This is a genomic window from Aeromonas sp. ASNIH2, from assembly GCF_002934795.1.
Classification (GTDB): Bacteria; Pseudomonadota; Gammaproteobacteria; order Enterobacterales; family Aeromonadaceae; genus Aeromonas; species Aeromonas caviae.
Window position 1 is genome coordinate 406269 of sequence record NZ_CP026406.1, and the last position, 26133, is coordinate 432401.

General features: G+C 60.1%; 19 protein-coding genes. 5 read left to right on the plus strand and 14 right to left on the minus strand.

What is annotated here, in order from left to right:
• Window positions 1–263 precede the first annotated feature (263 nt).
• The 6 genes from C3F36_RS01880 to C3F36_RS01905 all read right to left on the minus strand — a co-directional run bounded on the left by C3F36_RS01880 (window position 264) and on the right by C3F36_RS01905 (window position 9285).
• Window positions 264–2189, minus strand: coding sequence for an EAL domain-containing protein (locus C3F36_RS01880; RefSeq protein ID WP_069652577.1), 1926 nt, complete (start codon window positions 2187–2189; stop codon window positions 264–266).
• A gap of 3 nt (window positions 2190–2192) precedes the next feature.
• Window positions 2193–2936 carry a transglutaminase-like cysteine peptidase gene (locus C3F36_RS01885; protein WP_372587717.1) on the minus strand — a complete coding sequence of 248 codons (744 nt, stop codon included), beginning with the start codon at window positions 2934–2936 and terminating at the stop codon, window positions 2193–2195.
• 114 nt (window positions 2937–3050) lie between these two features.
• On the minus strand, window positions 3051–4382 hold the full coding sequence (locus tag C3F36_RS01890) for a TolC family outer membrane protein (protein ID WP_010675164.1): 1332 nt from the start codon (window positions 4380–4382) through the stop codon (window positions 3051–3053).
• Window positions 4383–4417: 35 nt separating this feature from the next.
• On the minus strand, window positions 4418–5833 hold the full coding sequence (locus C3F36_RS01895; RefSeq protein ID WP_010675165.1) for an HlyD family type I secretion periplasmic adaptor subunit: 1416 nt from the start codon (window positions 5831–5833) through the stop codon (window positions 4418–4420).
• Entirely contained in the window at window positions 5826–7970 is a 2145-nt protein-coding gene (locus C3F36_RS01900; protein WP_039040368.1) for a type I secretion system permease/ATPase, read from the minus strand. Before C3F36_RS01900 ends, C3F36_RS01895 begins: the two co-directional genes overlap by 8 nt.
• Before the next feature lie 370 nt (window positions 7971–8340).
• A complete protein-coding gene (locus C3F36_RS01905) occupies window positions 8341–9285 on the minus strand; it encodes a TIGR01212 family radical SAM protein (RefSeq protein WP_042864044.1) in 945 nt (314 codons plus the stop codon).
• A gap of 613 nt (window positions 9286–9898) precedes the next feature.
• Between C3F36_RS01905 and gltB the strand changes: the two genes are divergently transcribed.
• The gene (gene gltB / locus C3F36_RS01910; RefSeq protein WP_104454348.1) at window positions 9899–14356 is read left to right on the plus strand and encodes a glutamate synthase large subunit; all 4458 of its coding nucleotides are present in this window, start codon (window positions 9899–9901) and stop codon (window positions 14354–14356) included.
• A gap of 12 nt (window positions 14357–14368) precedes the next feature.
• Entirely contained in the window at window positions 14369–15784 is a 1416-nt protein-coding gene (locus C3F36_RS01915; protein ID WP_042014661.1) for an FAD-dependent oxidoreductase, read from the plus strand.
• A gap of 82 nt (window positions 15785–15866) precedes the next feature.
• Here C3F36_RS01915 and C3F36_RS01920 read toward each other — a convergent pair whose 3' ends face one another.
• The gene (locus tag C3F36_RS01920) at window positions 15867–16445 is read right to left on the minus strand and encodes an O-methyltransferase (protein ID WP_104454349.1); all 579 of its coding nucleotides are present in this window, start codon (window positions 16443–16445) and stop codon (window positions 15867–15869) included.
• A gap of 61 nt (window positions 16446–16506) precedes the next feature.
• Between C3F36_RS01920 and C3F36_RS01925 the strand changes: the two genes are divergently transcribed.
• A complete protein-coding gene (locus tag C3F36_RS01925) occupies window positions 16507–16701 on the plus strand; it encodes a hypothetical protein (protein ID WP_104454350.1) in 195 nt (64 codons plus the stop codon).
• On the opposite strand, the gene C3F36_RS01930 is transcribed toward C3F36_RS01925, so the two are convergent.
• The 5 genes from C3F36_RS01930 to C3F36_RS01950 form a co-directional block, all read right to left on the minus strand.
• Window positions 16698–17129 (minus strand): protease, encoded by a 432-nt coding sequence (locus C3F36_RS01930; RefSeq protein WP_161957683.1) that lies wholly within the window; start codon window positions 17127–17129, stop codon window positions 16698–16700. The two genes, C3F36_RS01925 and C3F36_RS01930, sit on opposite strands and share 4 nt — an antisense overlap.
• Window positions 17130–17173: 44 nt before the next feature.
• Window positions 17174–18214, minus strand: coding sequence for a M35 family metallo-endopeptidase (locus C3F36_RS01935; RefSeq protein WP_199769647.1), 1041 nt, complete (start codon window positions 18212–18214; stop codon window positions 17174–17176).
• 253 nt (window positions 18215–18467) lie between these two features.
• Entirely contained in the window at window positions 18468–19103 is a 636-nt protein-coding gene (locus C3F36_RS01940) for a DUF2913 family protein (protein ID WP_042879439.1), read from the minus strand.
• Window positions 19104–19217: 114 nt separating this feature from the next.
• The gene (locus C3F36_RS01945; protein WP_010675179.1) at window positions 19218–20513 is read right to left on the minus strand and encodes a DEAD/DEAH box helicase; all 1296 of its coding nucleotides are present in this window, start codon (window positions 20511–20513) and stop codon (window positions 19218–19220) included.
• A 245-nt stretch (window positions 20514–20758) separates the two neighbouring features.
• On the minus strand, window positions 20759–21409 hold the full coding sequence (locus tag C3F36_RS01950; protein WP_010675180.1) for a DedA family protein: 651 nt from the start codon (window positions 21407–21409) through the stop codon (window positions 20759–20761).
• A gap of 331 nt (window positions 21410–21740) precedes the next feature.
• Here C3F36_RS01950 and C3F36_RS01955 point away from each other — a divergent pair, with 331 nt between their 5' ends.
• Together C3F36_RS01955 and C3F36_RS01960 are read left to right on the plus strand one after the other, a co-directional pair.
• Complete coding sequence (locus tag C3F36_RS01955) at window positions 21741–22709, plus strand: autotransporter domain-containing protein (RefSeq protein WP_104454351.1); 969 nt, start codon at window positions 21741–21743, stop codon at window positions 22707–22709.
• Window positions 22710–22925: 216 nt separating this feature from the next.
• On the plus strand, window positions 22926–23558 hold the full coding sequence (locus C3F36_RS01960) for a topoisomerase DNA-binding C4 zinc finger domain-containing protein (protein ID WP_104454352.1): 633 nt from the start codon (window positions 22926–22928) through the stop codon (window positions 23556–23558).
• 193 nt (window positions 23559–23751) lie between these two features.
• On the opposite strand, the gene C3F36_RS01965 is transcribed toward C3F36_RS01960, so the two are convergent.
• Together C3F36_RS01965 and C3F36_RS01970 are read right to left on the minus strand one after the other, a co-directional pair.
• A complete protein-coding gene (locus tag C3F36_RS01965; protein WP_233759695.1) occupies window positions 23752–24732 on the minus strand; it encodes an IS5-like element IS5 family transposase in 981 nt (326 codons plus the stop codon).
• A 125-nt stretch (window positions 24733–24857) separates the two neighbouring features.
• Entirely contained in the window at window positions 24858–26021 is a 1164-nt protein-coding gene (locus C3F36_RS01970; RefSeq protein WP_199769648.1) for a DUF1615 domain-containing protein, read from the minus strand.
• Between the last annotated feature and the right edge of the window lie 112 nt (window positions 26022–26133).

Below are 26133 nucleotides of genomic sequence, written 5' to 3' on the forward strand. Positions count from 1 at the left end.
ATTGCTCCAGGGTGACAGATCTTGATGCCTACACTCTAGATACGCCCCCGTCCTGCTTCCGTTGCAAAAATGTACAGGGTTGAGTCTCTTTGACTTCATCCGATGCAGCGAATCGAACGAATATTTTTTACATATAAAAATCAAATAGGTAACAGCGCGAGTTTTAGTGATATTACCTATATGTCGCGTAAAAATGATGTACATATTCTAAACAGATATAAAAAAGGGCCCTTAATGGGCCCCTTTCTATCGAGTTGTACCGCTTATGCCAGTGGAAATGCAGGGTGAACGAACCCCTGATAACCATCGATATGCAAACTGGACAACAATTCAACCTGCCGTTTATCTTCCACACGGGTGGCGATGGTCGTGACACCCGCGTTGTGGGCAGCCCGACAGACAGCCGCCAGGAAGGAGGTATCGGCGCCTGGTTCCATGACCTGGCTGGTATACCCGTGGTCCACCTTGACATAAGCGGGGGTCAGCTCTTCCAGATAGCCGAGGGACTGGAAGTGCCGGCCATAGTGATCGACCCCCCACAAGAAGCCGTGCTCTCGCAACAGCTCAACCAGATGAGTCACATACTCTTTGTGTTTCATGATGGCCGCTTCCGGGATCTCGAACAGCAGTCGCTCCTTCAGCTCCACGTTCAGCGACAGATAGCCTCTGAGCCATGTCAGGAACTCATCCGAACAGAGAGAACCCGCCGTGATATTGACTGCCAACACCAATTCCGGTTGCTGCTTGAACAAGGGGACGCAGGCTTCCAGCACCGCCTTGTCAAACTCGGCCCCCATCTTGAACTGCTCGATCGCAGGCAAGAACTGCCCTGCGAAGTAATCCGTTCCATCTCGCGAGATGGCCGCGAACAACTCGGCATGCAGGCGGGTACCATCATCGAAGCGGCATGCAGGCTGTGCCTTGAAGCGCCAGAGATGTCTGGCAATGGCATCCTGCACCAGGTCTCGCCAGGCAAGGCGTCCCATCAGTCCCTGCTCATTGCCGCCTTCCATCACGACGGCACCGCGCCGCTCATTGCGCGCTTTGCCAAGGGCGTTATCCGCCTTCGTCAGCAGGGCCGAGAGATCGTCATTGCCATCACGGCCAGCGATGCCGACGACGGACAGCGCACCGCTTTCTCCCATGGGATTGACAACCAGATCGGCGATACGGCTGTTGATGAGCTCCGCCAGCTCCTTGAGCTGAGACAGATCATCGGTGGGGCAGAGCAAGGCATACTCCGTCGCCGAGATCCGGGCCAGCGCCGCGCCATCCCAGCCATCCAGCAATTCCCTGAGCACCTGTGCAATGGATTTGACCATGTTGTCCCTTGCAGCAAAGCCCTCTTCCCGATAGAGATCGTCCAGCATGTCGACGGCCACCAGCATGACCCCGCCCTGCCCGGCTTCCGCAATCCAGGCATTGACCTGCCCGACGAAGTAAGAGCGGTTGCCAAGCCCGGAGACGGCATCCACATAGACGCGGGCTCGCAGATTCTCGGCCTCGTCGGCCTGCTCTTTGAACTGCACGGCAAGCTTGCTGGAAAGGGTATTGATGGCCTGTACCACTTGCCGCAGCTCGCGGGTCTTGGGCTCGGGAATGGCGTGGCCGAAATGGTGCAGCTCGATTTCAACCGCCTGATCGCAAATCAGCTTGAGCGGTTTGAGCAGATAATTGAGCGCCCGCATCAGCAAGAGAGTGGTGACGAGAAAGCCGACCAGGAACCAGGTGGCCAGTTCGCTCATTCCTTTCCAAAGCTCGTAGTAGGCTTGTCCAGGGTGGCCGACGACCTTCAGCTTGCCCAGTTGCAGCCAACCCGACGTCAAAATCGATTCATTGGCCACTTCAGGGAACAGCTCCAGCCCAATGAACCACTGTGGGACCCCTTCGATATGGCTGCTGTTCTCCAGCTCGATGACATCCTTGGAGGCCAGCAGATCGAGACGGACCAGCTTGTAGTAACCCCCGTCGAACACCGCCTTGATCACGGATTCGGCACTGACCTTGTCGCCGTTCTCCAGATAGGGGGTCAGCGCCAGACCCAGTGCGGTGGACGTATTGATGACGGTGGTCTCCTGCTGCTGCGCCAGGTAGTTGCGGGTCGAATTGAATTGCACCCAATAGGTGGCGGCAAACAGCAATCCGAACAGCAGCAGCATGGTTGCCAATAGTTGTCTGTAGAGCGTCATAGGTTAATCATCCAAATTGACCGCAGGCCGAGCCAATCGCCCCGATGTCATGCGATTGCGTAAGTCTGTCCATAATCCCAAGCGGGATGATTGCCCGGCCAGTTCCCCTTGACCACGCGCCTTCATCAGCCACAAGTGACTACCGTTAAAACTGTAAATTGGCAACAAATCCGCCCGTTGGGTCGCCGGGCGAATTGATCCGACAAGATTGTCCAGAATCAGGGGTACTGCCGCAGGCGTCTCATAGTAGGCAACGACCATATGAAACTGGTTATAATCCAATGCCTTGACATATACCATTCGCATTTTTTCATCAGGGATGCCAAGTTCCAGCAAGGTAAAATACTTGGAAATGCTGAAGTCTTCACAATCTCCCCCCGCTGCGCCCAGAAATTCCAGCGGTGTCGCCCAATAATCCTTCTTGTGCCACAACTTGATGTCATCGATGAAACGCATCTGGTTGAAGAACTGGTTCACCTTCTCCAGCTTCTGCCGATCCGTCAGCCCCGCCGCCTTGTTCTGCATTGCCAAAGTGCGCCAGCTGGTGACCCGTTTGCCGGCCCTGGGGCCATAGGTCTCCTCCGCGCGCTTGACCAGTTTCATATCCTCCGGTGAGAGAGGCTGGCTGGCGCTGAGCAGCAGGGGGATCGCCAGCAGGGCCAGCCACAGCAGGCGAACCCGCCAGGGCGCACGTGCACCTGCGACAGCTCGATACCCATCACGTCGGCTCCAACCTGTCGATGCCACTTCTTTCTGTGTCATGACGCCGCCATCATCCCCTGACCGCCGGACGCATAAAAGAATGACTGCAGCACGCTGCAGCCATTCCCCTTGCCTGATATGACATCAGTGGCAGGGCCATCAGTTGTTGTTGGCCTGCCATTCAGCCGGTTGCTGCACATTCAGGGCATTGAGCAGACCACCGGTGGCATTGAGGATACGATAATCCGCCAACAGGGAGTCGTACTCGGCAGTGATGTAGCTGCGGCGAGCCTCGAACAGTTCGTTCTCCGTGTTCAGCACGTCCAGCAAGGTCCGTTGGCCCAGGCCGAATTGCTTCTTGTACGCCTGTACGGTGTCATAGCTGGCGTCCACGTGCTCTTTGAGGAAGACTTTTTGCTTGGCCAGCGACTCTTTGGCGTTCCAGGCGAGGCGGGTCCCCTCTTCCACCTGACGGAAGGCATTCATGTGAATGTCTTTGGCCTGGGAATAGAGCGCTGAGGTTGCCTTACTTTCTGCCAGATCGGACCCACCGCGGAACAGGTTGTAACGCATCCGGACCATGGCGGTGAGATCGTCGTTACGGCCTTTGACCGCATCGATGTCCTCGTTCCAGTTCTGATCCACTTCAAAGGCCACGTTCGGGTAGAACCCGGACTTGGAGCCTTCATGCTGGTACTTCGCCTCTTCGATGTCCTGCAGAGATGACAGCAGGGTCGGGTGAACCTCTGTTGCCGTCTTCAGCGCATCTTCCAGTGTTGCGGGCAGGAGTTGGGTGTTCGGTACTGGCTGAACGAGATCCTTGGGCACTTCATTGACGACACGGATGAACTCGCTCTCGGCATCCCGATAGTTGTTCTCCGCCGCCGCCTGATTGGAGTAAGCCCGAGCCACACGACCGTCGATCTGGGTCTGGTCAGCGGTCGACCCAAGACCGGAGTCGGTCCGTTTCTGGATGTCACTGCGGATCTGCTCGTGGGTTTCAAGGTTCTGCTTGGACAGCTCCAGGATCTCCTGCTGACGCAGCATGTTGAGATAGACCTCGGCCACGCGCAGGGCCGTGTTCTCCGCCTCGGAGATCATCGCCAGGCGCTGGGCCTGGGCGGCGGCATCGGTCCGTGCCACGTTGCTGCTGACATCAAAGCCGTCAAACAGCATCTGGCGAAGGCTGATCCCGGCCTCCTTGCGCGTCATGGAGTCATCGATCGTCTGTGAATTGGGACCTGCGGCACGGGTCGAGGGACTGTCAGTCTTCTCGTAACCGACGCCACCACGCAGATCAATGGTGGGGTAATAGCCGCCCTTGGCTCCATCATGCTGATACAGTCGTGCCTGATAGAGATCAAAAGCTTCCTTGATTTTCGGATGGGTAGCCAGTGACTGCGCCACTGACTGTTCCAGCGTCTGTGCCTGGCTCAGGCCCGGGAACAGTATGGTGCCACTAACCAGCATGGCAACAATCGTCTTCTTCATAGTATCTCCAGTCATGTTGTTTTTAGATTGTTGGCTTATCGTTCTCTCAGTGCCGACTGCTTAGCCCTCAAGATGGGTTTCAGCAAGTAGTCTAGGACACTTTTTTTACCAGTAATAATATCTGCACTGGCTAACATACCGGGGATGATGGGAAGTGCGTTAAGCTCATCGCCCAGATAACTCTTCTCGGTTCGTACTCGCACCAGATAGAAGGAATTGCCCTCCTCATCCTGGATTGAGTCGGCACTTATCTGTTCAACCTTGCCATGTAAACCTCCATAAATAGTGAAATCATAGGCAGTTATCTTGACCACGGCCTCCAGTCCTGGTCTGAGGAACGCGATGTCCTTGGGCGACACCTTGGCTTCAACCAGCAGGGTATCTTCCAGCGGCACTATCTCCATCAGGTCCATGCCCGGCTGAACGACCCCACCCAGCGTATTAATCTTGAGCTTTTTGATGGTCCCCTTGAGAGGCGCGATCACACTGGTACGATCGACTCTGTCCCTGAGGCCGACCTGACCCTCCGACAACTGGCTCAACTTGCCTTGACGTTCGTTCAGCTCGGTCTGGGAGTCCGCCCGGAATTTCAGGGCGATATCATTTCGCTTCGAGATGGTCTCCCGCAGTACCGAGTTAAGCTTGGGCACCAGCAGGCGGTTCGCCTCCAGCTCCCCTTGCATTTCGTTGACCTGCCGCTCCAGTTTAATTAGCTCCACTTGAGGAACTATACCCTCTTTTGCGAGAGGACGGCTGATGTTCAGCTCCTGACGAGCCAGATCAACGCTGCGGCCCACGGTCCGGATCTTGGCATTGAGCTCTATGGTCTCCTGCTCTTTCTGCTCGATCTGCTGTCCCAGGATGTAGAGCTGGTTCTTGAGGTTGTTTAACCGCGCCTCCTGCACCGATCTTTCACGGGCGGCATATTCGGCAAATACATTCTCATACCCTTCGGGGAACTCGATGGCCTGTTTGTCGATGGCAACCTGTTCACGCCAGCCCAGATTGGGCTCGTTCTTGACCACCACGCTGCGAATTTCGGCGCGCAGGCGGGCGATATCCCCCTTGAGGGTGACCAGCTCCTGCTCCCGTTCGCGAAAATCCGACTTGAAGCGGGTATCGTCGATGCGCAGCAGTGGCTGTCCCTTCTCGACGATGTCCCCCTCCTTGACGAAGATCTCCTTGACGATCCCCCCTTCCAGGTTCTGGATCACCTGCAACTGGCGCGACGGTATCACCTTGCCCTGGCCGACTGTCACTTCATCCAGCTCTGCCCAGGCTGCCCAGACGATGGCGCTGACAAAAAACAGGAAGCAGGCCCACAGCAGGACTCTGGCACGGGTGGGTGTCGTCAGCAGCACGGCGGCGGCGCCGTCATCCACGTACTCGAGATGTTCGGGTGCAGGCAAGACCGTATCTGAGGGCGTTTTCTTGAACCAGTGGTTAGCCATTCGCCGTCTCCTGCACCCGCACCTTGCCTTCCTTCAATTGCTGCAACACCACCTCTTTGGGACCGTCCGCCACTATCTTCCCCTGCTCCACGACGATGACCCGGGAAGCGACATCCAGCATGGAGGTCTTGTGGGTGATGAGGATAAGGGTGGTTTCGGGGCCGAGCCGCGCCAGCTCCTGCTTCACGTGCATCTCTGACTGGTTGTCCATGTTGGAGGTCGGCTCGTCCATCACCAGAATGGGGGGATCGTTGAGCAGGGCGCGAGCCAGCAGGATGGACTGACGCTGGCCACCGGAGAGCTGACGTCCCCCTTCGCCTATCTGTCTGTCGAGACCGTTGGGATCCCGGTTGGTAAAGTTGGTGACCCCGGCCCGCTTGGCGGCGCGCAAGACACGGGCATCATCCACCAGGGGATTACCCAGCATGATATTGTCCCGCACGGAACCAAAGAAGAGGGTCACATCTTGCGGCACGCAGCCGATGTTGCGGCGAATGATGGTCGGCGGCAGTTGGTCCAGCTCAAAGCCATCCAGACGCACTAGGCCATCAGTCGGGCGATAGAGGCCCATCAACAATTTCTCCAGCGTGGTTTTACCCGCACCGATGCGTCCAATGATGGCCACCTTCTCACCCGGTTCGATGCGCAGGTTGATGTTGTGCAGGGTACTGCTCTCCATGCCCGGATACTTGAAGGAGACATTTTCAAACTCGATGCGCCCCTGGATGACCGGATGGTGGATGTACTGCCTGCCCTCCTCCTGCTCACCCGGCGTCATCATGATCTTCTCCAGGATCTCGAGCGCCGACTTGGCCTGATTGTAGCGGGTGGAGAGCACCGACAGCTGCACCATGGGGGCGATGGCCCGGCTCGACAGCATCACGGCCGCTATCATGCCCCCCATGGTCACCAATCCTTCCGAGATCTGGTAAACACCGACGATCACCAGTCCCACTGTCACCACCTGCTGGATGTAGCTCGCCAGAGAAGACATGGAGTTGGTGATGCGCCGGGTTTGCACGCCCCAGGTCGAGATGTGGGACACCGCCTGCTCCCAGCGGTGCTGGAACATGCTCTCGGCCCCGAAAATCTTCACGGTCTCAAGGCCCGAGATGCTTTCGATCAGATTGGCGTTCTTCTGGGAGGCGAGTCGGGAGCCCTCCTCGATGGATTGCTTCAGCGGTGCCTGAATGTAGAAGCTGTAGGCCACCAGGATCAGGATGGCGATGATGGGCACCACCACCATCACACCGGCGAAAATCCAGATGATGAAGAGGAAGAAGATGGCAAACGGCAGATCGATCAGGGTGGAGACGGTGGCCGACGTGAAAAACTCGCGCACCGATTCAAACTCCTGCAAGTGCTTGGCAAAGGCACCGGTCGACGCAGGCCTGGACTCCATTTTCATGCCCATCACCTTGGCAAAGATTTTGGCCGACAACAGCACGTCGGATTTCTTGCCTGCAATATCGATGAAGTAGCTGCGCAGCTGGCGCATCACGAAGTCGAAGGTGAACACCACCATGGCTCCAACCGCCAGCACCCAGAGGGAGTCGAATGCCAGGTTGGGCACAATCTTGTCATAGACGTTCATGGTGAACAGGGGGCTGGCGATGGCAAACAGGTTGATGAGGATCGAGGCCACCAGCACATCCCGATAGATACCGCGGGACTCGAACAAGGTGCTCCAGAACCAGTGACCATCACGGGTCTCCAGCACTTTGGGCGAGCGCTCATCAAACTTGAACTGCCGCTTGACGTAGAACAGACGACCATTGTACTCGTCACCCAGCTGGGCAAGACTGACCCATTGGGCCGCGTCTCCGGCCTGGGGAAAGATGACCCTCGCCTGGGTCCGTTCTTCATTCCATTCAAGCAAGATGCAGGCGCCGCCATTGCGCGTCTGCAAGACGCAGGGCAGCAGCAGGGAGGAGATCTGTTCAAGGGGCTGGATCACTTCGCGGGCAGAGAGACCGCCCCGCTCGGCGGCACGACTGAAGAGCGCCGTGCTGAGACGCCCGGAGACCAGTGGCAAGCCGGTGGTGAGAGCATCCTGACTGTTGGGCACCCCGTAAAAGCGGGTCAAAAAGACCAGGCACTCCAACAGTTCATCTATATGGCTGGTTTCTGCTTGCATAGCATCCCATCAAACATGATTCAGAAGGTTGTCTCGGGGCCGAATATCCAAAGCCCGGTGGCGATCCGGAAAAACAGAACAGACCTCGCCACCCAGACCCACAACCCGATTAGCGCACAGAGCCGGGACACTGCATGTCTCGCCTCCCTCACAGATTTTCATGCCGGAAACGGAGGGGACATGCCGGGCAACTGATGTTGCCAAGAAATATGCCACCCGGTTCGAAGAGACACCGCCCGGTATACAAACTGCAAAGAGTTATTGATAACTATATCTTTTTTCAAGCCGACCATCTTATCAAGGTGACTTGAACGAAACTATACTCCAAAGACTGAATTTCATCTAATAACCCACTGTTTTTTTGACGAAATTAGAGTTGGCACTCGCCCGTGGAAGGGAGAGAAAAAGGGCGTCCCAGGCAGTGCCCCTGAGGGCCTGAGCGTGCCAGCGCCGCGGCAATGGCGGTCATGGCGCTCCAGCGATTCTCGCACCAGGCGGGGGCCAGCAGGGTCGGGCGGCGCGCCGACGCCGAGACCCTGTGATAGACCACCTCGGGAGGCGTGTACTGGATCATGGCGACCGCCGCCGCCACATACTGCTCCATCGTCAACACATCCAGCCGCCCCGCCTGCCACGCCTTGCCAAGTGTGCTCCCCTCCACCACATGCAGTGGGTGAAGCTTGATCCCCTCGACGCCGGTCTCCACGACACGGTGGAGGGTTTCCAGGCTGTCCATCGGCACCTCGCCGGGCAGGCCGACGATGAGATGGGCACACACCTTGATGCCTCGCAGATGGGCTCGGGCAACGGCATCGGCATAAGCGGCATAGCCGTGACCCCGATTGATGCGTTGCAACGTCTTGTCGTTGGCACTTTGCAGCCCGAGCTCCAGCCACACCTCGTAGCCGCGGGCCTGATAACCTGCCAGCAGATCCAGCACCGCATCGGGTACACAATCAGGGCGAGTTCCGACGCAGAGCCCCACCATGTCGCTCACCGACAAGGCTTCTTCATACATGCGCTGAAGGTACTCCACTTCGGCATAGGTGCTGGTATAGGCCTGAAAGTAGGCCAGATAGCGCCTGGCCCGGGTCACCTCGTCCCGGCGTGCCAGCAGTTGCTGCACCACGGAGAGTTGCTGGGCCGACTCGTCGGCAAAGGAGGAGACATTGCAGAAAGTGCAGCCACCCCGGCCCAGGGTGCCGTCCCGGTTGGGGCAGGTAAAGGCCCCGTGGATGGAGAGCTTGTGGATCTTCTGGCCGTGGCGCTGCTTGAGATCCTGGCCAAATGTATTGATGAGTTCGTGTAACTGCATGACACCTCCGAAATGAGGTGTCATTCTAGCGACGCAGCCCGGCGGGCAGGCTGCGCTGGATCAATCCCGCTCTCTACCCAAAAATCATATAAATATTCACGTTAGATGCGATAAATACCCAACAGTCGGCATTCAGGGTCACTTTTGACAACCTGTCACTCCTGCAACCTGGAGAATAGTGTCATAACCTCTCGCCCATAACCGGCTGTAACTACTGAAAAAATCCTGTTTAGTCTGCTTATGGACAAATGCAAGACGCAGGATCCTGAAATGTGATCCCCGCCAAGCACACCAGAGATGACTTTGTAAAATTACTACAGTTTTCCGCCACCATGCAGTCAACCACTAAACCGTCCATAAACAGAACATAAAGCCAACAAATAAATAAAAAGCAGTCACAAATACACAAAAATGCTGATTGAGTCTCAAAAACCCACATTTTGTTATGGCGATGTAACATTGCAAACAAGCGGGATGTCCAATTGACCTTGCCCGAAAATCCCATTAGTTTGGAGATTCGCCACCTCAGGCGGACGGAACCACAAGAGCCAATCGCAATTTATGCAGTCTGTTGATGACAGTGCGATGGAAGGCCGAGCAAGGGAGAAATGCAATGTCACTATATGATCCAAAGCTGGAGAGGGATAACTGTGGCTTCGGCCTGTTGGCCCACATGGAAGGGGAAGCCAGCCACAAGCTTGTCCGTCTCGCGATGTCAGCCTTGGCTCGCATGCAGCACCGCGGCGGTATCTCCGCCGATGGCAAGACCGGCGACGGCTGCGGCCTGTTGCTGCAAAAACCCGACAGCTTCTATAGAGCGGTCGCCGAAGAGAAGGGATGGCACCTGGGCCGCAACTACGCGGTCGGCATGCTGTTCCTCAACCCCGATCCCATCCTGGCCCAGGCCACTCGCGACATCATCGACGAGGAGCTGGAAAGAGAGACCCTGAGTCTGGTCGGCTGGCGCAAGGTGCCCATCGATACCAACGTACTCGGTTCCATCGCCAAGGCGTCCCTGCCCAGCATTGAACAGGTCTTTGTCAACGCGCCCCCGGGCTGGGTCGACAAGGATCTCGAGCGCCGCCTCTATATCGTGCGCCGCCGCATCGAGAAGCGCATCAGCGACGACTACTTCTATGTGGTCAGCCTTTCCAACCTGGTCACCGTCTACAAGGGACTGTGCATGCCGGTGGATTTGCCGCGCTTCTATCTGGATCTGGCCGACATCCGCATGCAGGCCGCCATCTGCGTGTTCCACCAGCGTTTCTCCACCAACACCAGCCCGCGCTGGCCGCTGGCGCAGCCGTTCCGCTACCTCGCCCACAACGGCGAGATCAACACCATTGCCGGCAACCGCCAGTGGGCCAAGGCGCGCAGCTACAAGTTCGCCACCCCGCTGATCCCCGATCTGCAAGAGGCCGCCCCCTTCGTCAACACCACGGGGTCGGATTCCTCCAGCCTCGACAACATGCTGGATCTCTTCCTGGCCGGCGGCATGGACCTGTTCCGCGCCATGCGCCTGCTGATCCCGCCTGCGTGGCAGAAGCACCCGAACATGGATGACGACCTGCGCGCCTTCTACGACTTCAACTCCATGCACATGGAGCCCTGGGACGGCCCGGCCGGCATCGTCATGACCGACGGTCGTTACGCCACCTGCGCACTCGACAGAAACGGTCTGCGTCCGGCACGTTACGTCATCACCAAGGACAAGTTCATCACGCTGGCCTCCGAAGTGGGCACCTGGGACTACACCCCGGACGAAGTGCTGGAGAAGGGCCGTGTCGGCCCGGGGGAGCTGTTCGTGGTCGATACCAGCAACGGCAAGATCTGGACCAGCTTCGAAATTGACGACGATCTCAAGAGCCGTCACACCTACAAGCAGTGGATGGACAAGCACTGCAAGCGCCTGGTGCCCTTCGAGCAGATGGACGATGCCAGCACGGGGTCGCGGGAATTCCCGGATGACCGGCTCAAGACTTACCAGAAGCTGTTCGGCTACTCCTTTGAAGAGCTGGATCAGGTGATCCGCGTGCTCGGCGAGAATGGCCAGGAGGCAGTGGGCTCCATGGGGGATGACACCCCGATGGCGGTGCTCTCCTCCAGCCAGCGTACCCTGTACGACTACTTCCGCCAGATGTTCGCCCAGGTGACCAACCCGCCCATCGATCCCCTGCGGGAAAATCACGTCATGTCCCTGGCCACCTGTATCGGCCGCGAGCAAAACGTGTTCAACGAGACCTTCGGTCACGCCCACCGGGTGCTGTTCCAGTCGCCGATCCTGCTCTACTCCGACTTCCATCAGTTGCTGGCCCTGGAAGGTGAGCACTACCGCCATGCGGTGCTGAGCCTCAACTACCAGCCCGAAGAGGGGCTGCAGGCTGCCCTCGAGCGCCTCTGCCACGAGGCAGCTGAAGCGGCCCGCAGCGGCGCGGTGCTGCTGGTCCTGTCAGACCGGGACATCAGCCCGGATACCCTGCCCATCCCGGCCGCCATGGCGGTGGGTGCGGTGCAGCGTACCCTGGTGGACAACAACCTGCGCTGCGACGCCAATATCCTGGTGGAGACCGCGAGCGTGCGCGACCCGCACCACTTCGCCGTGCTGCTGGGCTTTGGCGCCACCGCCATCTACCCCTACCTCGCCTACGAGACCCTCGCCAAGCAGGTAGAGGAAGGCGTGCTCAAGATGAGCCTGCGCCAGGCCATGCTCAACTACCGCAACGGCATCAACAAGGGCCTCTACAAGGTGATGTCCAAGATGGGCATCAGCACGGTGGCAAGCTACCGCTGCTCCCAGCTGTTTGAGGCGGTGGGCCTCTCCAGGGCTGTTGTCGAACTCTGCTTCCGCGGCGTATCGAGCCGCATCCAGGGTGCCGACTTTGCCGACATCCAGCAGGATCAGATCAATCTGTCCCGTCTGGCCTGGCTCGGCCGCAAGCCGCTGACCCTGGGCGGCCTCTTGAAATTCGTCCACGGTGGCGAGTACCACACCTACAACCCGGACGTGGTGCAGACCCTGCAAGTGGCGGTGCGCTCCGGCAACTACGCCGATTACAAGGAGTATGCCCGTCTGGTGAACGAGCGCCCGGTCGCCACCCTGCGCGATCTGCTGTCGCTCAAACAGGGCACCACCCCGGTTGCGCTGGATCAGGTGGAGCCAGCCGCCAGGCTGTTCCCCCGCTTCGACTCCGCGGCCATGTCCATCGGCGCCCTCGGCCCCGAGGCCCACGAGGCCCTGGCCATCGCCATGAACCGCCTCGGCGGTCAGAGCAACTCCGGCGAAGGCGGCGAGGATCCCAAGCGTTTTGGTACCGAGAAGAACTCTCGCATCAAGCAGGTGGCTTCCGGTCGCTTTGGCGTCACCCCGCACTACCTGATGAACGCGGACGTGGTGCAGATAAAAGTCGCCCAGGGTGCCAAGCCCGGTGAAGGTGGCCAGCTGCCCGGAGACAAGGTCACCGCGCAAATCGCCCAGCTGCGCTACTCCGTGCCCGGCGTGACCCTGATCTCCCCGCCGCCCCACCACGACATCTACTCCATCGAGGATCTGGCCCAGCTCATCTTCGACATCAAGCAGATCAACCCGAACTGCCTGGTGTCGGTGAAACTGGTGTCCGAACCTGGCGTCGGCACCATCGCCTGTGGCGTGGCCAAGGCCTATGCGGACTTCATTACCGTCTCCGGCTACGACGGCGGCACTGGCGCCAGCCCGCTCACCTCGGTCAAATACGCCGGCTCCCCCTGGGAGCTGGGCCTGGCCGAAACCCAACAGGCGCTGGTGGCCAACGGCCTGCGCCACAAGGTGCGCCTGCAGGTGGATGGCGGTCTCAAGACCGGTCTGGACATCATCAAGGCGGCCATCCTCGGCGCCGAGAGCTTTGGCTTCGGTACCGGCCCCATGGTGGCACTCGGTTGCAAATACCTGCGTATCTGCCACCTGAACAACTGCGCCACCGGCGTCGCCACCCAGGATGAGAAGCTGCGCCGCGAACACTTCACCGGCCTGCCGGAAATGGTGATGAACTACTTCAAGTTCATCGCCGAGGAGACGCGCGAGCTGATGGCCGAGCTGGGCGTCACCCAGCTCACCGACCTCATCGGTCGTACCGACCTGCTGGAAGCCCTGCCCGGCCTCACCGCCCGTCAGGCCAAGCTGGACTTGTCCGGCATCCTGGCGGCCCCGGTTGCACCGGCAGGCTCCAGTCTGTTCAGCCAGCAGCACAACCCCACCTTCGACAAGGGGCCCTTGAACCTCAAGATGGTGGAAGACCTGCTGGACGCGGTGGAAAACATGAGTGGCGGCGAGTTCCGCTACGACATCCGCAACACCGATCGCTCCGTGGGTGCGCGTCTGTCCGGCGAAATCGTCAAGCGCCACGGCAACCAGGGCATGGCGGCCGATCCGGTCAAGGTGCACTTCAACGGCACCGCCGGCCAGAGCTTCGGCGTCTGGAACGCCGGCGGCCTTGAGATGATCCTCACCGGGGATGCCAACGACTACGTGGGCAAGGGGATGACCGGCGGCAAGCTGGTAATCAAACCCCACGTCGGCGTGGCGTTCAAATCCCACGAGGCGGCCATCATCGGCAACACCTGCCTCTATGGCGCCACCGGCGGCAAGCTCTATGCCGCAGGGACCGCAGGCGAGCGGTTCGCGGTGCGCAACTCAGGGGCCTTGGCGGTGGTCGAGGGGATTGGCGACAACGGCTGTGAATACATGACAGGCGGCATCGTCACCGTGCTCGGCAAGACCGGTGTCAACTTCGCGGCGGGCATGACAGGCGGTTTCGCCTACGTGCTCGACGAGTGCGGCAACTTTGCCAAGCGCACCAACCCCGAGCTGGTCGAACTGCTGGAGGTGGCGGATCTGGCCATCCACCAGGAGCACCTGCGCGGTATCATCACGGCGCACCTCAACGAGACAGGCAGCTCGCGTGCCGAGGAGATCCTGGCCAACTTCGACTCCTATGTGCCCAAGTTCAGGCTGATCAAACCCAAGTCCAGCGACGTCAAATCGCTGCTTGGCCACACCAGCCGTTCCAGTGCAGAACTCAGAATCCAGGCGCAATAAGGAGGGAACCCTATGAGCCAGAACGTATTCCAGTTTATCGATGTCCAGCGGGTCGACCCGCCCAAGAAGCCGCTCAAGATCCGCAAGATCCAGTTCGTGGAGATCTACGAGCCCTTCAACCAGGCCCAGGTCGGCATGCAGGCGGATCGCTGCCTCGACTGCGGCAACCCCTATTGCGAGTGGAAGTGCCCGGTACACAACTACATCCCCAACTGGCTGAAGCTGGCCAACGAGGGACGCATTCTGGAGGCGGTGGAGCTCTCCCACCAGACCAACAGCCTGCCGGAGGTGTGTGGCCGCGTTTGCCCACAAGACAGACTGTGTGAGGGTGCCTGCACCCTCAACGACAGATTCGGCGCCGTGACCATCGGCAACATCGAAAAATACATCACCGACAAGGCGTTCGAGATGGGCTGGCGCCCGGATCTCTCCAAGGTGGTCAAGACCGGCAAGCGGGTCGCCGTCATTGGCGCGGGCCCCGCGGGCCTTGCCTGTGCCGACGTGCTGGCACGCAATGGCGTCACCCCTGTGGTGTTCGACAAGTACCCGGAGATCGGCGGCCTGCTCACCTTCGGTATCCCCTCCTTCAAGCTGGAGAAAGAGGTGATGCAACGCCGCCGCGAGATCTTCGAGGGGATGGGGGTGGAGTTTCGCCTCGAGACCGAAGTGGGCCGTGACGTCACCTTCGCCGACCTGCTCGGTGAGTTCGATGCGGTCTTCCTCGGGGTCGGCACCTACAAGTACATGAAGGGCGGCTTTGCCAACGAAGAGGCGCCGGGGGTCTACGACGCCCTGCCCTACCTCATCTCCAACGCCAATCGCTTGCTGGGCTTTGAGAAGGCGCAAGCCGATTACATCGACTTCGCCGGCAAGCAGGTAGTGGTGCTGGGGGGCGGCGATACCGCCATGGACTGCGTGCGCACCGCCATCCGCCAGGGGGCCGATCGGGTGATCTGCGCCTACCGCCGGGATGCCGAGAACATGCCAGGCTCCAAGCGGGAGGTGAAAAACGCCCAGGAGGAAGGGGTGGAATTCATGTTCAACCTCCAGCCCATCGGCGTGGAGCTGGACGCCCACGGCCGCACCTGCGGCATCAAGGTGGTGAGCACCGAGCTCGGCGCCCCCGATGCCAATGGCCGCCGAAATCCTGTGGTCATTGAAGGCTCCGAGCAGGTGCTGCCCGCCGATGCGGTGGTGATGGCGTTCGGCTTCCAGCCCAACCCCCAGCCCTGGATGGCAGAGCACGGCGTCGAGCTCGACGGCCGGGATCGCATCAAGGCGCCCGAGAAGGCCGAGTACGCCTTCCAGACCAGCAACCCCAAGGTGTTCGCCGGTGGTGACGCGGTGCGCGGCTCGGATCTGGTGGTGACCGCCATTTACGAGGGTCGCAAGGCGGCCGAAGGGATCATGGACTACCTGGCCGTGTGATCTGCCGTCGCAAACACGCTGTCATGCAAACAGCCCCGCTCGTGCGGGGCTGTTTTTTTATGCCTGGCTTTGGTGCTGCGCTCTAGCACCGCACCACCAGCCACTCCCCCTTGCCCACCGGCACCAGGGAAGTCAGGAAATCGGGGTCACGCCGCACCTGTGCCATCCACTCCCTCATCTCGTCCTCATGGGAGATGGCATTGTCCACCACCAGCAGGCCACGAGGGGCAAGCAGGCGCTGGATCTCTGGCCACCAGGCCTGGTAATGGCGGCGATCGGAGTCCAGAAAAATGAGCTGATAGCCCGCCGTCGGCAGGCAGGGCAACAGGCTGCCGGCCTCCCCCGCCAACTGCTCAATCCAGGGAGTGAGCCCGGCCCGCTCAAAGTTGGTCGCCGCCATGGTCCGTTTGCCCTCGTCCAGCTCGATGGTGGTGACCCGGCCCCCCAGCCGTTTCACTGCCTCGGCCAGCCAGAGGGTGGAGTAACCGTTGGAGGTGCCGATCTCCAGCACAGCCTGCGCCCCCCTCGTCTGCACCAGCACCGCCAGCAGTTCGCCGGTGTCGCGGGTAATGTTGAGCATCTTGCTGCCACGGGAGTGTTGCGCGCCGTCATTCTGCTCGCCAAAGCGCTCCAGCTCCCGTTTCAGTTGTTCCAGTGCCATGTCTCCTCCTTGACTGTGTAAACGAGTCGGCCCGGTGCATGGCATGGCTGGACCGCCCCTCATGTTCATCATTTTGCTATCGACCCACTCGGTGGCCCATCCCCTGCGTCATCCGGATAAAGACAACACCCTGGCTCACTATGTGATCACGCTGGTGCACTGCTGCTGGCGGGAAAGCCAATCTTCACGCGGTCTGGCGGTGGCCCCCCGCGCCGTCGGGCTGCTGGATACCAAGGGCAAGCCGCAGATCGCCTAGGGGGCCACCCGGGTAAAGTCGACGGCGGGGCAGCTGGGCGCCACGCCCTTGGTCAGCGTCAAGGGCTGGGCACGATAGCTGAGCCGGTAGCGGCCCGGTTGAGACAGATCGTAGGCCTGCGCCAGATCCGCATCGGCCTGGCTCTGCTCCCCCGCCCCCAGGTGCAGGAAGTCGCCGTCCCCGGGGGTACCTCGCTTGGCAAGCGGCCCTCGATAGTCCAGCGGCTCCCCATCGCGGGTCAGGTCGATGGCATCGGCAAACCACCCCTCGAAGGGGGTGAACCAGGTCAGAACCTCGAGGGGCGTCTCCCCCCGGTTGGTCAGGGTCATCACCAGGGGCAGGGGTTCGTTCACCCCGCTCTCTGCGCTGACCGACAGCTCGCACTGCAAGGGCGCCAGTGCCAGGGTGGTGAGCAAGAGTGTCATCATGGTGCCTCCGTCAAAAAAGGGGCCATCCGGCCCCTGTTTGCAACTCAATTTTCGCTCGGGGTATTCTCGGCGAAATATTCGTGGTTGTCGGCATTGTTCAGGGCCTTCTGGGGATCCGTGCTCGCCAGATTGCGCGCATTGGCCTGACCGTATCCCAGATCGTCGGTGCCCGCCACCACGTTGAAGTGGCTCAGCTCGTGGACAATGGTGCCGGCGCGAGAATCGGTCCCGGTGACCGGCGCAGTCCAGAAGCTCTTGCACAGATAGACCTTGTAGGGCTGGTCCGGATAGACATAGGCAAAGTAGCTCTGCTTGCAACCGCAGTCGAAGGTGAGCGGCTTGTTGTCGATGGTATCCTTGATCTTGCTGAAGTTGGTCTCGGCCTGGTTCCAGCGGGTGGCGTCATAGGCGCCAAACCAGCTCCGGTAGCGCTGCCCATTCGGCTTGTCCACCGCGAGGTAGCTGCTGGAGTTGTTGGCGATGCCACTCGCGGCATCGAGCGCCGCCAGGATGTCGCTCTTCTGGGTGTTGGTGCAACGGCCGCTGAAGCTGACCGAGGCGCTCACCGCCTGGGGCTCGGCCACCGCCGCCTTGGCCAGCACCCGATCGTCGCTCACCCCGTCCACCCAGAGGGTCACGGCATTGGACTCGCTCGCCTGGGCCTGTTTGGCTTTGGCCGTTTTCCCCTCCTGCGCCACGGTCGGCAGCAGGTAACGGATGCTGTACTGGCCCTGGGCGCTCATGTCGTAGAGACCGGAGACCTCCGCCTGCACTGTCAGGCTCTGGCCCGCCTTGAGCAGTTGGTAGTCCTTGTCACTCGGTGCGGCCCGCTTGATCAGGGCCCCTTCGTAATCCACCGGCTGGCCGTCACGCTCCACCTGGAACAGGGGAGCATCCTCGCTGCCCGGCAGTTGCCATTTGAGCAGACGAACCGGCTTCTCCCCGGTGTTGGTCAGGGTCAGGTTGACGCGCACATCGTCTGTGCTGCCCTCCACCAGGGTGAGCCGGGCATCGAGTCCGGCGGCGCAGAGCGGGGACGCCAGCACGCCGGCCAGCAACAGGGCAATTGGAGTCGCTTTCATCATGTTTCCTCATTCATTGAGTGTCGCCTTGTCAGGCGGTCTGCTTCCTTTAAGGCCCTCTTTGGGGCCCATCCACCCTAGAGCAGAAGCACCACCCCACCATCCCTCCATATGGGGGACGCCCCCCATCAGAGGGGGAGCCCCTTGGCTGCGACAAAGATTGCCCGCCCGGCCCGAGCGTGCAGGCAACCCCGTGGGGGGCATTTGCCATAAAAAAACCCGGCGCAGGGCCGGGTGACGGGATGAGAAGGCGGGATCAGGAGGCCAGCAGCGCCAGGGCCGGCTGCGCGTTGCCCGGCATCAGCCGATAGGCCTTGTGGTGCTTGACCAAGGTGGTTTTCTTGTTGCCCTGGCTCAGCAGCAGGCCCCGGGCAAATGCCGCCTCGGCCAGTACCTGCTCGTCCCCGCGCACATAGAGGGTGAGGGGCTTGACCAGCTCACCCCCCTCGATATGACCCTGATACTCGCTGGCCGAGATGATCAGGCTGGATTGCCCCTGGCTCAGCAGCCGCTGCCGGGTGTTCAGTTCGCTGTCGGTGAACACCAGCCAGCCCGCCCCCTCCAGCGCCAAAAGCAGATCGGCCAGGCGCGCCCCCAGCTGTACCGGCTCATGCATGGCACGCTCATACTGGCGCTGCACCCGCTCAAGCAGCCCCTTGAGATCGGCCCCCGCCCCCAGCGTCCGCCCCAGTTGCACCCAGGCCTTGAGATCCTCCATCACCAGCCGGGAGAAGCGTTTCTCCTTGAGAGAATCCGCCATCCAGGTACAGAGAAAGTGGCTCTCCTGGGCGGGGGTGCGTTTGCCCGTCTTCTGGGCAGCGGTGCGCTCAAGCTCCGCCAGGCTCTGGCGGGCCATCTCGAGCAGGGCCTGATTGTAAGCAGGAAGGGTCATCTCGGATCCTCTGAAACGGGGCGGCCAGGGGCCGCGTCATCGACAGCACAAAGGCGCCAATGGCGCCTTTGGAGAGTAAACGCCCCTCCCCGACCGGGAGGGTGCGACGTTGCCTTATTTCGGCTGACGGGGCTTCTTGGCCGCCGCCAGACGCTTGAGGCGCTGACCTTGCAGTTTCGCCTCGGCCATGGCTTGGGCGGCGGCATTGTCTTCACGCTGCGGACGCTTGCCGAAGCGGCGGCGCTCCTGCAACTGCTTGATGAGGTCGTCACGGCTGCTCACCTCGTAACCCGGCACCATGATGCGGCGGATCTTCTGGCCGATGAGGGCCTCGATCTCCAGCAGGGTGCGCTCCTCCTCGCGACTGACGAAGGAGATGGCCATGCCGCTCTTGCCAGCGCGACCGGTTCGGCCGATACGGTGCACGTAATCTTCCGCGAGGAACGGCAGATCATAGTTGACCACGTATTCCAGGCTTGGAATGTCCAGGCCGCGGGCGGCCACCTCGGTGGCCACCAGCACCCGCAGCTTGCCTTCGGTGAATTCACGCAAGGCGCGGCGACGGCTCCCCTGGGCCTTGTCACCGTGTACCACGGCAGACTTGATGCCGTCGAGGTTGAGCTCCTCCACCAGTTCATCACAGCTCTCGCGGGTGCTGGCAAACACCAGCACCTGCTGCCAGTTCTGCTTGCCGATAAGCTCGGAGAGCAGCTCGCGCTTGCGCTTCTGTTCCACCGGATAAACGGTGTGGCTCACGGTGTCGGCAGTGGAGTTCTGCTTGTCGACGGCCACCACCTGGGGTTTGTCCAGCATGAGGTTGGCCAGCTTTTTCACCGCCTCGGAGAAGGTGGCGGAGAAGAGCAGGTTCTGGCGGGTCTTGTTGACCGCCTGCAGGATCTGCTGCACATCGGCGCTAAAGCCCATGTCGAGGATGCGATCCGCCTCGTCCAGCACCAGGGTCTCGACCCCGGAGAGGCTCAGGTTGCAGGCGGTGAGGTGCTCGAGCAGACGGCCAGGGGTGGCCACTATGATGTGTGCGCCCGCTTTGAGCTTCTTGGCCTGCACATCCTGTTTGCCGCCACCCACGATGGTGAGGGTAGTGATATCAAGATACTTGGCAAAATCGTTGATATTGCTCGCCACCTGGGCTGCCAGCTCGCGGGTCGGGGTCAGGATCAGCACGCGGGCATTGGAAGGTTGCACCGGCGCCGGGTTGTCTACCAGACGTTGCAGGATGGGCAACGCAAAGGCGGCGGTCTTGCCGGTACCGGTCTGGGCACTGGCCAGCACATCGCGGCCACGGCGAATGGCCGGGATGGCCTGGCTCTGCACAGGGGTCATCTCCTGATAACCGCAATCTGAGATGGCGCGCAAAATCTCGGGGGCAAAATCGAACGATTCAAATCTCATGTTGGGTTCCTGTGTTCCAGCGGAGCTGTAGTTGGCGTGGGTGGCCTGGGCCGGCGTGTGGCCTGGCATCGGCGAGGCGTGAAGCCAAGGACGGCTGGGTCTGACATCAGATCAGAAGATGAGCCGGAAAATGGCGGGCGCGAAGTGTAACAGATAGGCGACAGGAATGCCGCCTCAAATGGCCTGTATTTTTCCGGCGGCTGCGCTCTCCAGACGCGGCAGCAGGCGCAGCCCGGGCAGTGAGATCAGCGCACCCGCTTGCTCGGACGCTTGAGCAGCCGCATGCCGATGGCCGCCACCGCGATGACGAACAGCCCGAAAGAGGTGACGAGCAGGCACTTGGTCAGCAGCTCCTGATGATGAGCAAAGACCGGGGTCGCCATCACCATCTTGCCCACCATGCTCAATACCAGGGACCAGAGGAAGGCGCTGGCAAAACTCGCCACGGCCACCCGCAGCAGGTGCAGGCGGGAGACTCCCATCAACATGGGGGTCAACACTCTCACGAAGGGGATGAAACGGGACACGAACATGGCCCAGAAGCCGTAACGATCCAGCAGTCGGGAGGCCCTGGGCAGGCTCCCTTCCGGGATCATTCGCTCCACATGGCCCATGAAACGGGTGCCATGCAGTGCCTGCCCCTGCCAGTAGGCGAGCACGCTCCCTATCCCGGCCGCGAGCGGCAGATAGAGCAAGGTCACCTCGGGCCCCAGCACCCCCATGCCCACCAGACCGCCCGCCAGCAGCACCAGGCTGTCACCGGGCAGGGGCAGAAAGACGAAGCTCGATTCAAGGAAGAGGATCACCACCAGACAGGTGACGAGCAGACCGATTGCCTGCATTTGTATAAGCTGATCAAAATCCTGATGCCATATGGCAAGCAGCATGTCCTGCATCTGGTGTGACTCCCATCAACGTAATGCGCATTCGTCATGATGACCCGAAGGCCCCGTCTGGTAATCCATCCCTGCTACCCCCCCAATGTTCGTATGGGAGGCCTCTTATACACCCGGGGAACTGAACAATAAATTAATGTCTGTGATTTCTGCCCAGCGGTTCACCCTTCTCGCCCCCCCTGCCCCCGCCAAAGCGAGGGCAGCTTGGCCCATCAGGCCAATGCGCACACCCCAAAACAGGACGGGTCGGCCCTTGCCAGGCTGCCAAGCCAGATGAAACCCGTTACAGTGTGAACATGCCCCAATGGACGGGGTACTCATGGAGCCAGGTATGGCAAGACAGCTCTCTTCTCACACACTTTCCTTGCTGGCGGTGCTTGCCGGCGTCTCTGCCGGTCTTGTGACAAAGGCCCGTGCCAGCGACGAGAGCCTGGTGCAACAGCGCGCCAACGCCGTCGTCTCCCTCATGAGCTACGCCGTGGTGCCGGATATCACCGCCAGCAACCTGGATATCGGCAGCGGCACCAACGACACCTCCGCCCTCACCATCACCCAGCTCGGGGGTGGCGCCACCCTGAGCGAGGATGTTCCCCTCTATCTGGAGGGCACCCTGGGTTACAGCCGCTACGATCCCCAGTTTGTGTTCACCGATGGCAACGAGACCCGCACCATACCCACCAAATGGAACAGCCTGAGCGCCACCGGCGGCATCGGCTGGGATATCGGCGTCCACCGGGATCGCTTTGGTGGCAATCTGGTGCTGCGGCCCATCGCCAATGTCACCCTGGGCACGGTGGCCAGCGACCTTCGCATCGGGGCCGCCCTGCTCGAGCACAGGAGCGGCCAGAATCTGGACTTCCTCGACGGCGGCACCCTCAATGTCTACGGCCTCGGCGGCTCATTGATGCTGGACTATGAGCTCTTCTCCGCCGCCCAGGACATCAATGCCGAGCTGCGCTACTCCTACCAGCATCTGCAAAGCTTCACCGGCACCGCCGAGAGCGTCAGCGGTCAGGCCGATGCGGAAAACCTCGGGCTTTACCTGCGCCGCCGCGCCCCCCTCTGGGACTGGACCCTGCTGGACAGGCCCCTTCGCTACGTGCTGGAAGGGGCCAGAACCGAATACCTGGGGCAGCAACGGGGGCAGCTCGGTTTCAACAGCCTCAACTCCCTGGGACTTGGCCTCGAACTCGACAGCAGTAAGTACGACATCTTCATCACCCGCACCCGGCTGGTGGCCCGCTATATGTTCAGCAACAGTACCAGCGGCTACTCCATCGGACTGGCGATGAGTTTCTAGCGCGGCATGGCGACATGACCCGTCCCCATCACCAAATCTCTGACTGAATGCACATTTGACTCCATTGCCGCTATGAGGTCCCACCTGTATCTCCTAGCATGGGGATACGGGACGGTGATGAAGACGTGAAGCAAAACCACGCCGAGGATTGCGGTCAGGCTGACTGCCTACTGTGACCAGAGAACACATGACATTTCCAAGGATAGGGAGCTTGTTATGGCCAAATTTCTGAATACCAGCGCAACCAACTATTTTCTCGAAGAGCTGATAAAGGATGCCAAGGAGCGGTTAATCCTGATCAGCCCCTTTCTCAAGCTCAATGACAGGATCAAGGAGCTGCTGACCGACAAGAACAGGCTCAAGATCGATGTGCGGATCGTCTACGGCAAAAGCGAGCTGCAACCGGAAGAGATCAGCTGGCTCAAGGAGCTCACCTATATCCGCACCAGCTTTTGCAAGAACCTCCATGCCAAGTGCTACCTCAATGAGGAGATGTGCATCGTCACCAGCCTGAACCTCTACGAATTCAGCCAGGTAAATAACAACGAGATGGGCGTCTTGATTCTGCGCTCGGACGACGGAGAGCTCTACCGCGATGCCTATGCCGAAGCGCAGCGGATCATCAGAGTCAGTGAAGAGGTACGCATCACGCTGGAAAGGGTCGCCAGCAGCAGTGACGAGAGCGAAGCTGCGGTGGTAAATGCTGGGCCAGCCCCAGCTTGCCCCAAATGCGGTACCACCATGGTATTGCGTATCAGCAAGCGGGGGGACACCAAGGGCAATAGCTTCTGGGGGTGCACAAGCTATCCCAAGTGTCGCAGCATCATTCCCATCGAGACGCATCCCTGACCAGGGTCTGTAAAGGCATATCACTATGCTTATCGACCCGCTGCTAGGGAAGGTGCGAATAAGCGGGGAAATTCTTCTCGGCTGACTCAGTCATTTCATTTCTTCATGTTTGAGCCGATTTTTTCTCCCGTAAATGCCTTGAATCAGCCTATTTAGACCGTTTCTTCGCCATTTAAGGCGTTATTCCCAGTTTTTAGTGAGATCTCTCCCACTGACGTATCATTTGGTCCGCCCGAAACAGGTTGGCCAGCGTGAATAACATCGCCAGTTGGTTATCGTTTTTCAGCAACCCCTTGTATCTGGCTTTCACGAAGCCGAACTGTCGCTTGATGATGCGAAATGGGTGCTCCACCTTGGCCCGGATGCTGGCTTTCATGTATTCGATGTTGATGGCCGTTTTGTTCTTGCGTGGATGCTGTTTCAAGGTTCTTACCTTGCCGGGGCGCTCGGCGATCAGCCAGTCCACATCCACCTCGGCCAGCTCCTCGCGCTGTGGCGCCCCTTGGTAGCCGGCATCGGCTGAGACAAATTGCTCCTCTCCATGCAGCAGATTACCCAGCTGATTGAGGTCATGCTCGTTGGCCGCGGTGGTGACTAGGCTGTGGGTCAGGCCACTCTTGGCATCGACACCAATGTGGGCCTTCATGCCAAAGTGCCACTGATTGCCTTTCTTGGTATGATGCATCTGCGGATCGCGTTGCTGCTCTTTGTTCTTGGTCGAGCTGGGAGCCTCAATGATGGTGGCATCGACCAAGGTGCCTTGAGTCATCATGACGCCTGCTTCGGCCAGCCAGCGATTGATGGTCTTGAACAATTGGCGGGCCAGTTGATGCTGCTCCAGCAGGTGGCGGAAATTCATGATGGTGGTGCGGTCCGGCAAGGCGCTATCCAGGGATAACCGGGCAAACAGACGCATGGAGGCGATTTCGTACAGAGCATCTTCCATCGCGCCATCGCTCAGGTTGTACCAATGCTGCATGCAGTGAATGCGTAGCATGGTTTCCAGCGGATAAGGTCGCCGGCCATTACCAGCCTTGGGGTAAAACGGCTCGATGACTTCCACCATGTTTTGCCATGGCAGAATCTGCTCCATGCGGGACAAGAAAATCTCTTTTCTGGTCTGACGGCGCTTACTGCTGAATTCACTGTCGGCGAAGGTAAGTTGATGACTCATGATGAACCCTGTTCCATGGCTCCAGATGACAAACATGATCTCATATCAGGGACTTGTTCGCACCTTCCTTAGATAAATGATGAAATATATGGCGGCCCATTGGCCGCCCTGGTTGTCTCTGGCTGTCAGCGAATGCTCGCCATCTTCCTGACGCAGGCCTGCTCCCTGTCATCCACCCGCTTGGCGAACCAGGCGGTGGTGAGGTTGCGGGTGATCTTGGGGCTCTTTAGCTGGATGCCGGGCAGGATGGCGCGGGGTTGCCGTGTCCCGGCCTGTTTGTCGGCCAGGGCGAAGACCCTGTGGTAGAGATCGCTTTTGGCAAAGTCGCTGCTGTCCCCGAGCTTGAGGCTCTGGTGAATGGCCTGCTTGCTCATGTTGACGCGGCTGGCGATGCTGTGGACCGCGAGTTCGGTCTTGCCGGGCAAATCCGAGTCGTAGCGGATGAGATCCCCGTCCAGGGCCAGGGGCTTGCCACTCACCCGGCTTACCGCCGCCTGGAAGGCCGCATTGCGGCTCGCGTACCAGCCCGCATTGAAGTCGGCGAAGCGATAGAGGGTATCCGGGTAGTCGGCGGGATAGCCGAAGATGTGTTTGGTGCCAAACCAGATGCCGCCGCGACGAGTGAACACCTCGTGGCGAATGGACTCCTTCACGGGATAGGGGTAGCCACGGGCGTTGGCTTCGGCAAAGGCGACGCTCACCTGCATGGGGCCGCCGGTGCGCACCGGGTTGAGGTTGCCAAAGAGCTGCTTGCCCATGGGGACGCTGCCTATCATGTCTTCGAAGATCTCGCTCATCTCCCGCTCGGTGCGAAGTTTGTCGATGCGCTCGGCATAGCTCTTGCCGGTGGGGGATTGGATGGAGAGGGCCGTGCGCACCATGAACTCGGGGATGAGCAGCTTGCCGGCCCGGGCATTGATCTCCTTCCAGGCAATCTTGTTGAGGTTGGGCACCACGGGGTCCGCCTGATAGGTCGCCTCCTGCTCCGCCACCGCCAGCACGCTGCAGACGTTGTGATCGCTCACCGTCAGCCCCTGGGTGGTGAGCGCCGTCACCACGTCATTGGCCCAGCCCGGCTTGTCCACCACGTTGCGCGGCAGGAAGCGCACGATACGGCTCTTCATGTCGGCCGGTTTTTGCGGCTGCATCGCCTTGGGAATGGGGCGCCCCGCCGGCGTCGCCGGGCTGGTCGGGGAGGGAGGCTCGCTGGCACAACCCGACAGCAGGGCAAGGGTAAGCAGTGACAACCAGCGCCAATGGGCATGAAACAAAGAGTGAGAGGGGATCATGAAGGCTTCCTGAAGAGCGGGACCTGCCCCTCATCGTGAATGAGAGGGCTCGAATGCATGGAGGCGGACATTGTAGGGAACAAGTCTGACAAGATGAAGGCGGATGAACCTG